Annotated in this window: 12 protein-coding genes; 9 read left to right on the forward strand and 3 right to left on the reverse strand. The window is 36.4% G+C overall.

Annotation, left to right across the window (positions count from 1 at the left end):
• Positions 1-244 precede the first annotated feature (244 nt).
• From asnS to ACM55K_RS00720, 3 genes are all read left to right on the forward strand, one after another.
• Positions 245-1,681, forward strand: a complete 1,437-nt coding sequence (gene asnS / locus ACM55K_RS00710; RefSeq protein ID WP_416848312.1) for an asparagine--tRNA ligase — start codon at positions 245-247, stop codon at positions 1,679-1,681.
• Between the two features lie 83 nt (positions 1,682-1,764).
• The gene (gene rpoN, locus ACM55K_RS00715; RefSeq protein ID WP_416848313.1) at positions 1,765-3,231 is read left to right on the forward strand and encodes an RNA polymerase factor sigma-54; all 1,467 of its coding nucleotides are present in this window, start codon (positions 1,765-1,767) and stop codon (positions 3,229-3,231) included.
• 259 nt (positions 3,232-3,490) lie between these two features.
• On the forward strand, positions 3,491-4,801 hold the full coding sequence (locus ACM55K_RS00720; protein ID WP_416848314.1) for a fibrobacter succinogenes major paralogous domain-containing protein: 1,311 nt from the start codon (positions 3,491-3,493) through the stop codon (positions 4,799-4,801).
• 184 nt (positions 4,802-4,985) lie between these two features.
• Here the strand turns inward: ACM55K_RS00720 and ACM55K_RS00725 are convergent, their stop codons facing one another.
• Positions 4,986-5,576 carry a thymidine kinase gene (locus tag ACM55K_RS00725; protein WP_039108599.1) on the reverse strand — a complete coding sequence of 197 codons (591 nt, stop codon included), beginning with the start codon at positions 5,574-5,576 and terminating at the stop codon, positions 4,986-4,988.
• A 197-nt stretch (positions 5,577-5,773) separates the two neighbouring features.
• Between ACM55K_RS00725 and ACM55K_RS00730 the strand changes: the two genes are divergently transcribed.
• The 6 genes from ACM55K_RS00730 (at position 5,774) to ACM55K_RS00755 (ending at position 11,547) form a co-directional block, all read left to right on the forward strand.
• Positions 5,774-6,745: a hypothetical protein gene (locus tag ACM55K_RS00730; protein WP_416848315.1), complete on the forward strand. Its 972-nt coding sequence runs from the start codon at positions 5,774-5,776 to the stop codon at positions 6,743-6,745.
• Positions 6,746-6,868: 123 nt separating this feature from the next.
• Positions 6,869-7,582 carry a 16S rRNA (cytidine(1402)-2'-O)-methyltransferase gene (gene rsmI, locus ACM55K_RS00735; protein WP_416848316.1) on the forward strand — a complete coding sequence of 238 codons (714 nt, stop codon included), beginning with the start codon at positions 6,869-6,871 and terminating at the stop codon, positions 7,580-7,582.
• Between the two features lie 7 nt (positions 7,583-7,589).
• A complete protein-coding gene (locus ACM55K_RS00740; RefSeq protein ID WP_416848317.1) occupies positions 7,590-7,934 on the forward strand; it encodes a HopJ type III effector protein in 345 nt (114 codons plus the stop codon).
• Positions 7,935-7,985: 51 nt separating this feature from the next.
• A complete protein-coding gene (recJ, locus tag ACM55K_RS00745; RefSeq protein WP_416848318.1) occupies positions 7,986-9,674 on the forward strand; it encodes a single-stranded-DNA-specific exonuclease RecJ in 1,689 nt (562 codons plus the stop codon).
• Positions 9,675-9,687: 13 nt separating this feature from the next.
• A complete protein-coding gene (locus tag ACM55K_RS00750) occupies positions 9,688-10,959 on the forward strand; it encodes an MFS transporter (RefSeq protein WP_416848319.1) in 1,272 nt (423 codons plus the stop codon).
• 231 nt (positions 10,960-11,190) lie between these two features.
• Entirely contained in the window at positions 11,191-11,547 is a 357-nt protein-coding gene (locus ACM55K_RS00755) for a hypothetical protein (RefSeq protein WP_416848320.1), read from the forward strand.
• Here ACM55K_RS00755 and ACM55K_RS00760 read toward each other — a convergent pair.
• Positions 11,544-12,302: a UDP-2,3-diacylglucosamine diphosphatase gene (locus ACM55K_RS00760; protein WP_416848321.1), complete on the reverse strand. Its 759-nt coding sequence runs from the start codon at positions 12,300-12,302 to the stop codon at positions 11,544-11,546. The two genes, ACM55K_RS00755 and ACM55K_RS00760, sit on opposite strands and share 4 nt — an antisense overlap.
• A 4-nt stretch (positions 12,303-12,306) precedes the next feature.
• A complete protein-coding gene (locus ACM55K_RS00765; RefSeq protein ID WP_416848322.1) occupies positions 12,307-12,771 on the reverse strand; it encodes a 6-pyruvoyl trahydropterin synthase family protein in 465 nt (154 codons plus the stop codon).
• Between the last annotated feature and the right edge of the window lie 22 nt (positions 12,772-12,793).

A 12,793-nucleotide genomic window follows, 5' to 3' on the forward strand; every position in this document is an offset into this window, starting at 1 on the left:
ACAAGGTTAAAAAAATGGTGCAGGATATTCCGAAAAAATATTTCCTAAAACTCCAAATCTCTCCATTCGTTTAGCCCCGATAGCAGCGGTATCCTTTTACTTTTTTCTTTAAAAAGTAAAAGATATAGCGGATAGCGGGAAATAGCTCCTGATTACCCTATTTCCCGCAATGACTTTCAAAACAAATCCTTTATATTTGCACTTCGGTTACAAGACAATTTTTAATATCAATTATATAATTAAAATGAGACATACAAAAGTTAAAGACTTACTAAACAGTACCACGACGCTTCATGAAGTTAATGCAAAAGGATGGGTGAGAACTTTTAGAAACAATCAATTTATCGCGTTGAACGATGGTTCAACAATCAATAATATACAATGTGTTGTCGATTTTGAGAATACTCCAGATGAGACTTTAAAGAGAATTACTACTGGCGCAGCGATTTCTGTAACCGGAACTTTGGTAGAAAGCAAAGGCGCTGGACAACAATTTGAAATTCAGGTGATAAAACTGGAAATCCTTGGAGATTCGGATGCTGAGAAGTTCCCAATACAACCTAAAAATAAACCAAGCTTGGATTTCTTGCGTGAAAATGCGCATTTAAGAGTGCGTACTAATATGTTTGGAGCAATTATGCGCGTACGTTCGGTATTGTCGTATGCGGTTCACAGTTATTTTCAAGAGAAAGGTTTTGTGTATGTGAATACGCCAATCATCACGGGATCGGATGCGGAAGGTGCCGGTGAAATGTTCAAAGTTACCGCTTTGCCATTTGACGGAACGCCAAGAACCGAAGACGGAAAAGTGAATTATAAAGAAGATTTCTTCGGGAAAGAAACGAACCTTACGGTTTCGGGACAACTGGAAGGAGAGACTTTTGCAATGGCTTTGGGTCAGATTTATACTTTTGGACCAACCTTTAGAGCCGAAAACTCGAATACTTCGCGTCACCTTGCGGAATTTTGGATGATTGAGCCAGAAGTGGCTTTCAATGATTTGAATGATAACATGGATCTAGCCGAAGATTTTATTCAATATGTAATCAAATACACAATGGACAAATGTCCGGAGGATTTGAAATTCCTGGAAGGAAGATTATTGGATGAGGAAAAATCTAAACCAGTTGCAGAGAGAAGCGAAATGCCGCTTTTGGAAAAATTGAACTTTGTTTTGGAAAACAATTTCAAACGTGTTTCGTACACGGAAGCAATTGATATTTTAAGAGATTGTACGCCAAATAAAAAGAAAAAATTCAACTATATCATTAACGAATGGGGTGCTGATTTACAATCGGAACACGAACGTTATTTGGTGGAGAAACACTTTAAATGTCCGGTAATCTTGTTCGATTACCCGGCAAATATCAAAGCATTTTACATGCGTTTGAACGAAGACGGAAAAACAGTTCGCGCGATGGATATCCTTTTCCCTGGAATTGGAGAAATTGTGGGTGGCTCACAAAGAGAAGAGCGTTTTGATGTTTTGGTTGAAAAAATGAAAGCCTTAGGAATTGATGAGGAAGAATTGTGGTGGTATCTTGATACTCGAAGATTTGGATCTGCGGTTCACTCTGGTTTTGGACTTGGATTCGAACGTTTGGTATTGTTTGTAACAGGAATGACGAACATTCGTGACGTAATTCCTTTTCCTAGAACGCCAATGAATGCAGAATTTTAAAAATTTGTTTCAGGTTTAAAGTTTAAAGTTGTCGATAGTTCTGCAACGGTAAACCATAAACCTTAAACTTTTAAACAATAAAAATGCTAAAGCAATTCTTAAATTTAAAATTATCCCAGAAATTATCTCCTCAACAAATCCAGTTGATGAAGTTAATTCAATTGCCAACGCAAGCTTTCGAACAACGTTTATTGGAAGAAATGAACGAAAATCCAGCACTGGAAACTGGAAAAGAGGAAGAGGATTACGAGAAAGACGAGTTCGACAACGAAGATTATGATGATTATGATGACGCCGAATCGGAGCGAATTGATGCCGAAGATATTAATATAGACGAATATTTAAGCAACGACGAAACACCCGATTATAAAACACAGGCCAACAATTACAGTGACGATGACGATGATCGCGAAACGCCTTTTGCGGCTCCTGTAAGTTTTCATCAGGATTTAATCAATCAGTTGAATACGTTCATTTTGAATGATGAAGAGCGTGAAATTGCCGAATTTCTGGTAGGAAGTATTGATGATATGGGTTACATCCGTCGTAGCGTTCCTGATATCGTTGACGACATGGCGTTTACCCAAGGAATTTATACTGATGAGAAAATGGTGGAGAAAATGCTGCAGGTTATTCATGAATTGGAACCTTCAGGCGTTGGCGCACGAGATTTACAGGAATGTTTGTTGTTGCAATTGAAACATAAAACACCAACGGAATACGTAGCATTAGCAACTGATATTATCGAAAATCAGTTTGATGCGTTTACCAAAAAACATTACGATAAATTAATTCAAAAATACAATGTTTCGAATGAGCAGCTTAAAAAAGCCATTCACGAAATAGAAAAATTGAATCCAAAACCAGGTGGTTCCTTTACCGGAAATAATAAAGTTACTGAAAATGTAGTTCCTGATTTTGCCATCAGAATTGTGGACGGCGAACTGGAACTGACCTTAAACGGACGAAATGCTCCTTCCCTGCATGTTTCCAAAGATTATCAGGAAATGATGCAAACCTATAAGGATTCCCGAGATAAATCAGCACAGCAAAAAGACGCGGTACAGTTTATCAAGCAAAAATTGGATTCGGCTAAATGGTTTATCGATGCAATACGCCAACGCCAGGAAACGCTTTTTGTAACCATGAATGCGATTATGCATTATCAGGAAGAATATTTCCTCGATGGTGATGAAACTAAGTTGAAACCGATGATTCTAAAAGACATTGCCGACATGGTAGGTCTTGATATTTCGACCGTTTCGCGTGTGGCCAACAGCAAATATGTGGAAACACCCTATGGTACTAAACTGATAAAAGAATTCTTTTCGGAATCGATGAAAAACGATCAAGGCGAAGATGTTTCTACGCTTGAAATCAAAAAAATTCTTCAGAATACGATTGAGGAAGAAGACAAGAAAAAACCACTTCCAGACGATCAATTAGCCGAAATCCTTAAAGAAAAAGGCTATCCAATTGCAAGAAGAACGATTGCAAAATACAGGGAACAACTCGATATTCCGGTAGCGAGAATGAGGAAAAAGATGTAAACTGGAAATTAAAATACTAAAAAGGGGAAATTTGTTTTGAAGCAAGTTTTCCCTTTTTTTATGGAGCAAATTTACTGATTTACAAGATGTTAAATATCACTAAAAGTGGGTATTGTGTATGGCTTTAAAAAAACTTATTTTTAGATTAGAAATGTAAATAATTAAAAGTCAAACAATTAAACGCACTGTGTCATTAACACATTTGAATTGCCTTTGAAATTAATGGCAAAACAGACTAACATTAAAATAAACTTAAAAGATGAAAAAGAAAATTTATTTATTAGGAGGAATACTATTAACTATAATTATTGCTTTTAGTTGTAGTTCTGAAAATGGTCCTTCTACAGAAAACACCCCAACTTTACCTATAATTTCTACATTGACTGTTACAAAATCCGGAACTACTACAGCTTCATCTGGCGGTAACATTTCTTCAGATGGTGGCAAAAGCATTACTTCCCGAGGAATTGTATGGAATACTAGTCAAAATCCAACAATTGTGAATTCAAAAACTATTGATGGGATAGGAATAGGAAACTTCAATTCAGCCATTACCGGTTTGTTATCAAATACTACTTACTACTTTAGAGCTTATGCAACCAATAGTGTTGGTACAGCCTATGGAAATGAAATTACATATATAACTTCCGCAATTTCAACATTACCCACACTTACAACTTCTTCTATTAGCAATATTACAGCTTCAACTGCAATTAGTGGTGGCAATATAACTTCAGATGGAGGATCAACAATCGTAAATCGTGGTATCGCATGGAGTATAAACCAAAATCCGATTGTCACAAATTCAAAAACTATTGATGGTAGTGGTGTTGGTGTTTTTAATTCATCCATTACTAATTTAACAGCTAATACGACATATTATATTAGAGCATATGCAACTAATAGTATCGGAACTGCTTATGGGAATCAAATTTCTTTGACTACAACATCAAACAATGTAGTTACAACCGTAACTGATATAGATGGAAATATCTATCCTACTACACTAATATGTAGTCAATTATGGATGAAAAAAAATCTTAATGTAAGTAAATATCGTAATGGTGATGTTATACCACAAGTACAAGATGCAACTCAATGGAATAATCTAACCACTGGAGCATGGTGTTATTATGCAAATCAGACTGCAAATGGTACCGTGTATGGTAAATTATATAATTGGTATGCGGTAAATGATTCTCGCGGATTAGCTCCAGCAGGTTGGCATATTCCTTCAAATAATGAATGGGTTACACTTGAAAATTGTTTGGGTGGATGGGTTTCCGCAGGATTTAAGATGAAAGAGATTGGAACTGCTCATTGGCTGCCAACTAATGATGGAGCAACAAATAGCTCTGGTTTCACTGGAATCCCAGGTGGATTAAGGATTTCAAATCCCAATGCGGTTGATTTCTCCCAAATTAATTATGAAGGATTCTGGTGGTCCACTTCAGAAAGTAGTGATTATTATGGTAAAACTTATAGAGTTTTGAATTCAGATGTTGGCTATTCAGGAACTAATGCAGCAAATTTAAATCAAGGTCTTTCAGTACGTTGTTTAAAGGATTAGAAAATTCAATATTGAATAATCATTTAATGAAACAATACTATTTAGAAAAATAAAATGAAAAGTAAAAATTCAGATTGAACTGTAACCATTCTATAAAAATTTTAGTGAAATAATTAAAAAACCCTTTCAGAGTTTCGAACTCTGAAAGGGTTTTCTATTTATAAAAAATCAAATTTTCTTTATTTTACTTCTCCTGATCTTTCCGCATCGCATGATAATACGCAGCACGGCTCAACGGTTCGTATTCTTCGGTTTCGCCTAACATGACGAGTTTGTCATTGTCGGTTTTTCGAAAACTATAATTAGCGAGATTTCCGGTGCGGGTGCATACGGCGTGAACTTTGGTTACATATTCGGCAGTAGCCATTAATGCGGGCATCGGACCAAAAGGATTTCCCTTGAAATCCATATCCAATCCGGCAACAATTACACGGATTCCTTGGTTTGCCAAATCGTTACAAATTTTAACAATTTCGTCATCAAAAAACTGCGCTTCGTCAATTCCCACCACATCACAACCTTGCGCCAAAATAGCAATATTTGCGGCCGCAGGAACGGGCGTGGAACGGATTTCGTTAGCGTCATGCGAAACTACCATATCATCATGATAGCGTGTATCAATTTCAGGTTTGAAAATTTCTACTTTTTGCTTGGCAAATTGCGCTCTTTTCAGACGACGTATGAGTTCCTCGGTTTTACCCGAAAACATGGAGCCACAAATGACTTCAATCCAACCAAATTGTTCTTTATGATTTACTGTATTTTCGAGAAACATTTTGTATTTTTCTGACTTAAAAAATGAATAGTTTTTATTACTTTGTAACGGATAAAACCAACTTAAAAATTTTATACTTTTACGTCGTTTCAAAAGTATGACATTTTTATTAAAGGTTACTTCTTCCTTATGCTAAATAAAACTCAGGAAGAAACTTATTGAAAAAGACCCGCCTAAAACACTATAATTTCAAAGTTATGAAAAAAAAATTGGAAGCCGATTTAATCAGCATTGCACACAGAATATTACAACTAAAAAATAAATCTGATATCAATCAATTATATCTGGAAACGCAGAAACTGTATGAAAAACTTTCTGTCTTGCGATTTGTAGACGAGCATTTTAGTGACGTAAAACCAACAATTGGAATTGCTGAAATAGAGAAAAAAATTGAAGAGGTTTTTGACCAAAAAGAAACTGTACAACCTGAAACTAAAACAGCTGTTGAAGAAATTACAACGGAAAAAACCGCAGAAAAAACTGGATTATTTCAGCCAATTGCGACTATTGTTCCTGATGAAATAATTTTAGAGGAAACTATCGAAACGCCTTTAGAGGAAAAAGAAGAAATAGTTGTTGCAGAAGAACCTGTAATTGAAGAAGAAATAGTTACTGAGGAAGAAGCCGCAATTGAAGAAAAAATAACCGCTCCGGAAACTGCTCCATTCCTTCCTGCTTTCGAATTATCAAAAGAAGAGGAAGTTGAAGAAGAAAAAGCAGCAGAAATTGAAACGCCAAAAAAACCGGAAGCAGTACAGATCTCTTTCGAAGATTTATTAGGCGGAAATTATAGTGATGCACAGTTTGTAAAAGTGCATCCGCTTGAAAACATTCCTACTGCCATTGCCATTGATTTCGAAGAAAAACAATTGGACACCATTGAAGAAGTGAAACCCGAACCGGTGGAACCAAAAACAGCTTCTTTAAACGAAAAATTAGCAAAAAATATCAATATCGACTTGAATGATCGCATTGCATTTACAAAACACCTTTTTGGCAACAGCAGTGAGGATTACAACCGTGTTTTAAATCAATTAATCACGTTTGATACGTTCTACGAAACCAGAGATTTTATTCAGGAAATGGTAAAACCAGATTACAATAACTGGGAAGGAAAACAAGATTACGAGGAACGTTTTATGGACATTATCGAGAAAAAATTCCTGTAATTCCGTTTCAATAGTTCCTTTGAACAAAAACAAAATAAAAAACGGAATGAATTTTAAGTTTTAAAATTCATTCCGTTTTACTTCTTATCTCGAAAATTCGGGATGTGTTTAATTTTTTAATTTATGTCAAAATTATATATCGTTCCCACGCCTATTGGTAATCTCGAAGACATGACTTTTCGAGCGATTCGGATTCTTAAAGAAGTCGATTTGATTCTCGCCGAAGACACGCGAACCAGTGGGAAATTGTTGAAGCATTTCGAAATCGGTACGCACATGTACAGCCATCACATGCACAACGAACACAAAACCATCGAAAATTTAATTTCTAGATTGAAAGCCGGAGAAAATATTGCCTTGATTTCGGATGCGGGAACTCCTGCCATTTCGGATCCCGGTTTTTTATTAACCCGCGCTTGTGTCGAAAACGGAATTGATGTCGAATGTTTGCCAGGGGCAACCGCTTTCGTTCCGGCACTAGTCAATAGCGGTTTACCCAATGACAAGTTTGTTTTTGAAGGATTCTTGCCCGACAAAAAAGGACGTCAAACCCGATATTTAGCTTTGGCAGAAGAAACGCGCACGATGATTTTGTATGTTTCTCCGCATAAATTAGTAAAAACTTTAGCGGAGTTCATTACCTATTTTGGTGAAGACCGACAAATATCGGTTTCACGGGAATTATCAAAAATGCATGAAGAGAACATCCGCGGAACGGTCCAAGAAGTCATAGCCCATTTTGAAAAAATAGCCCCAAGAGGCGAAATTGTCGTGGTGGTCAGTGGAAAAACAATTACCAAAGAGCCTAAAAAATCAAAATTTTCATCAGAAGAATAATATAAATATGAGCCAAGCATCTTTCTTAGAAAAACTAAAACAAACTCCAGAAGCAATCGCATTTACTGATACCATTGCCACCATTGAAGACAACTATATTTTTACTCCAACCACATTTCAGAACGGTTCTCAAATCAATGTTGCAGGAGAAAATTCCGGTTCTTGCAAATTATTTGCTTTTGCCCAATTACAGAACTTAACCGAAGCAGAAACATTATCTTGTTTTGGAGCATATTATTATGAAGACGTTTTGAAAAACCCGGAATCAACGGATCACCAAAACATTCGCAACTTTATGAAAACGGGTTGGAACGGAATTCAATTTGATGGAATTGCTTTGATCTCAAAATAGCATTGCTAAAATTGTAAAACTCTCTTTTCTAAATATAAAAAACCAAACTATATGCGTTGGACCATTAAATCAAAACCTTCCGAAGATACCGTGAAACATCTCGCTCAAGCTTTGAATGTGGAAGATTTTGTGGCAACATTATTAGTGCAACGTGGTATTGAAACTTTCGAAGATGCCAAACGATTTTTTCGTCCCAGTTTAGATGATTTACACGACCCATACTTGATGAAAGATATGGAAAAGGCGGTGGAACGTATCGAAAAAGCAATTGAAAATCAGGAGAATATCCTTGTTTTTGGAGATTATGATGTCGATGGAACTACAGCCGTTTCACTGGTTTCTTCCTATTTAAGAACCTATTACCCTAATGTTGCCACTTATATTCCGGATCGTTATGACGAAGGATACGGAATTTCCTTTAAAGGAATTGACTTTGCCGATGACAATGGATTTTCGCTTATTATTGCTTTGGATTGTGGTATAAAATCCATAAATCATGTGGCCTACGCCAAAGAGCGAAACATTGATTTTATCATTTGTGACCACCACAGACCCGGTAAAAATTTACCAGAAGCCGTTGCAGTTCTCGACCCAAAACGAGATGATTGCAACTATCCGTACGATGAATTATGCGGTTGCGGCATTGGTTTCAAATTGATTCAGGCACTAGGCCAAAACCGTGACGAAACCATCGAAGACTTATTCCCCTATTTGGATTTAGTTGCGGCTGCAATTGCAGCGGACATTGTCCCGATGACCGGAGAAAACAGAGTATTGGCGTATTATGGATTGCAAGTCATCAACGCTGATCCGAGACCTGGAATCAAAGCATTGATTCACCAAGTAAAAAAACAAACTTTAGATATTACTGATGTCGTTTTTATCATCGCCCCAAGAATTAATGCTGCCGGACGCATTAAACACGGCAATCACGCGGTGGAATTATTGACCGAATTTGATTTTGAGCAAGCCCAACAATTTGCCTCTGAAATCGAAAAATACAATTCGGATCGAAAAGAATTAGACAAACAAATCACCAAAGAAGCACTTTCGCAAATTGAAAACAACAAGGAAAAAGAGCGTTTTACTTCCGTAGTTTTTCAAGAGGATTGGCACAAAGGAGTTATTGGAATTGTAGCTTCCCGATTGATAGAAACCTATTATCGTCCGACCTTAGTTTTTACCAAAAGTGGCGATAAATACGCAGCTTCGGCGCGTTCCGTAAAAGGATTTGATGTTTATAATGCATTGGAAGCTTGTGCTGAACATTTAGAACAATTTGGCGGTCACATGTATGCTGCCGGAATGACTTTAAAAGAAGAAAACTACCAACTTTTCAAAGATGCTTTCGAAAAAGAAGTCGAAAAAACCATTCATCCGGATATGCTGACTCCGGAAATTTCAGTTGATGCCGAAATTGATTTTGCCGATATTACTCCAAAACTGACTCGGATTCTAAAACAATTTGAGCCTTTTGGACCCCAAAATATGACACCCGTTTTCCTGACTAAAAATGTAAAAGACACTGGTTACGGAAAACCAATGGGGCAAGAAGACGAACACTTGAAACTGTTTGTAAAACAAAATAATTCCGAAGGCATTGCTGCGATTGGCTTTGGCTTAGGCAAAAAATTAGAAACTACTAAGAACGGACAACCCTTTGAAATGGTTTATTCTATTGATGAAAACGAATGGAAAGGAAATGTCAGTCTACAATTACGATTAAGAGATATTAAATAATTAGGTTAACAAAATGAAAAAAACTCACGATCCCTACGCCGCCTTGCGTTATAAAGAATTCAATACATTTTTATTATTACGTTTTGCCATGGTTTTTGCCTGGTCCATGCAGTTTATTGTTATTGAATGGCAAGTATATAGTTTGACCAAAAATCCGCTTTCATTAGGAATCATTGGATTAATGGAAATAATTCCTGCTGTTGCCATGGCCTTATTTGCAGGACACATTGTGGATCAAAATGAGAAAAAAGGACTTCTTTTCAAGTGTATTTTAGGATTTTCGGCAATCAGTTTTGGTTTATTTATGTTAACATGGCCGCCGATTGTAAGTGAGTATTCTACAAAAGCAATTTTGTATGGTATTTATTTTCTAGTTTTTCTGGGTGGGATTGTACGCTCCTTTCTTGGTCCAACCATATTTTCCCTTTTATCCTTAATTGTCCCTAAAAAAGTATATCCAAATGCTGCTACATGGAGCAGTTCCGTTTGGCAAATAGGAGCTGTTTTAGGACCGGCAGTTGCGGGTTTTTCTATTACTTTGATTGGCGTTCATTGGTCGATGTGTTCCGTTTTTTTATGTTCTATTTTTTCTTTAATCGCTTTGTCACAAATAGCCGCTAAACCTATTTTGAATCCAAAAATTGGGGAACCCATTATGGAAAGTTTGAAAGAGGGCGTGAAATTTGTTTTCACTAACAAAACCGTCTTGGGAGCTTTATCACTGGATATGGCAGCGGTTCTTTTTGGCGGGGCGGTAGCGTTGTTACCCATTTTTGCCCAAGATATTTTAAAAGTTGGACCCGAAGGTTTTGGTGTGTTGCGCGCCGCTCCAGCTGTTGGTTCTTTTTTAACACTGATTATTTCAGCCTATGTGCCCATGAATAAAAATGCAGGAATTAAGCTTTTGTCAGCCATTTTTGCCTTTGGAATCTGTATCATTGTTTTTGGACTTTCCACTATTTTCTGGTTGTCTGTATTGGCATTATTTTTTAGCGGTGCTGTTGATGGAATTTCGGTGGTGATACGCCAAACTATTATGCAATTGAAAACACCGGATCACATGCGAGGCCGAGTTTCGGCAGTGAATTCTATCTTTGTGGGTTCTTCCAATGAATTGGGTGCTTTTGAAAGCGGATTGACCGCAAAGCTAATGGGAACGGTAACATCAGTGGTTTTTGGAGGGAGTATGACCCTTTTGATCGTGCTTGGAACTGGAATATTCTCACCAGCCTTTAGAAAACTGGATTTGCAAAAGGATATTGACGAACACGAAAAAGGCGATTAATTACTTCCGTCTGGACACAAATATATTTATACATTGGAATAGAACACAGATTTGACAGATTAGGCAGATTGTCACAGATTTTTTTAATTTGTTCGATCCGTGTAATCTGTCTTCTATTTTAAGATGTATCCAGACGACAGAATTTTCCATCGGATTTTTTATGAGTTTTTTATATATTTTTATTTAGAATAAATCTAAATAATTATTATATTTGTTTTAAAGAAATTCTACATGAAAGAAATAAAACAAATATATTACAATGATTCAGGAACTTCTTTCTACTGGAAAAAAGAGGATGAAGTGGTAACGGATAAAGTGCAATTGATTTTTAGAGAAACGGGATTTTATCTTACCAAACACGAACTCCAACTTTTTAAATATTGCATAGAAGAAAGTAGTATACTAAACAAATGTTGCGATGATTGCGAACTGAAAAACAAATGCCACAAATTTTTGCTAAATACACCTTGTTCCCAAATTGATTTGGCCGTTTCCATGGAAGAATTAAATGCCGTAAAAGATTTGGTGGAAGGAACTTTGTTTAAAATAAATTTGGATGATTATTTGTATGGTGTGGGGATGAATTAATTTCCATATTTTTTAATCTCGAAAGTATCGCCATCAAAAACACCATACGTGAAATACGTGATCCAATCACCCAGATTGACATATTCGGAATTTTCTCCTACCGTTACTTTCATAGGTAAATGACGGTGTCCAAAAACAAGGTAATTGTAGTGTTTGGTTTCCAGTTTTCTTTTGGAATAGAGAATCAACCATTCCTTGTCTTCGCCAAGAAAGGTCACATCTTCATCACCGGAAATCAATTTGTTTTTTACCGAAAGATATTGCGCCAGCCCTACTCCAATATCAGGATGAAGCCATCTAAAAAGCCATTTAGAGAATGGATTTGTAAATACTTTTTTCATTCGTTTGTATCCCAAGTCGCCAGGACCTTTTCCGTCGCCATGACCGACTAAGAATGTTTTATCTCCAAAAGTATATTCTTGATTATCATGATACACCGGAATATTCAATTCTTTCTGGAAATAATCTTCCATCCATAAATCGTGATTTCCTACGAAGAAATAAATAGGGATTCCGCTGTCGCGAATTTCGGCGAGTTTGCCTAGAACACGAATAAACCCTTTTGGAACTACTGTTTTGTATTCAAACCAAAAATCAAATAAATCACCTACTAAAAAAATAGCTTCCGCGTCTTTTTTAACCTCATCGAGCCAAGCCACAAATTTTTGTTCTCTTGGAAAACTCAATTCCGGTGTTGGTGCGCCAAAATGTTGATCGGAGGCGAAATATATTTTTTTGTTGTTCGGTAATTTCATGAAGCTATAGTATAGATTTCATATTATCACTTGCAAACCATTCGGCGAAAGAAGATTCTGTTTCTTGCAATTTCAAGGAAAAAAGTGTGATTCCTTCCGGTAATCTTCTTATTATTCTTTGTGAAAAATCGACTACCATATTCTCGCTTGTTGGTTGATAATCTACTAAAATAACGTGATGTCCGCGATTCTTTAATTCGTTTGCCAATTCAATATGAGGAGTCGTTTCGTTAAAAACCGTTGCGTGATCAAATTGATCCACAATCTCTTCTTTTACAATTTTCTTCAAATCAGAAAAATCGATCACCATTCCAAATTTTACGTCGTTACGGTTTTCGATTGGCTTCCCTATTACGGTTACTGACAATTTATAACTATGCCCGTGAACATTTTTACATTTTCCGTCATAACCATATAAAGCATGACCGGTTTCGAAACTAAATTGTTTTGTAATTCTGATATTGCTCATTGCGGTTTTTATTTTGATTGCA

Origin of the sequence: Flavobacterium arabinosi (assembly GCF_048158725.1) — a bacterium.
Lineage (GTDB): Bacteria > Bacteroidota > Bacteroidia > Flavobacteriales > Flavobacteriaceae > Flavobacterium > Flavobacterium arabinosi.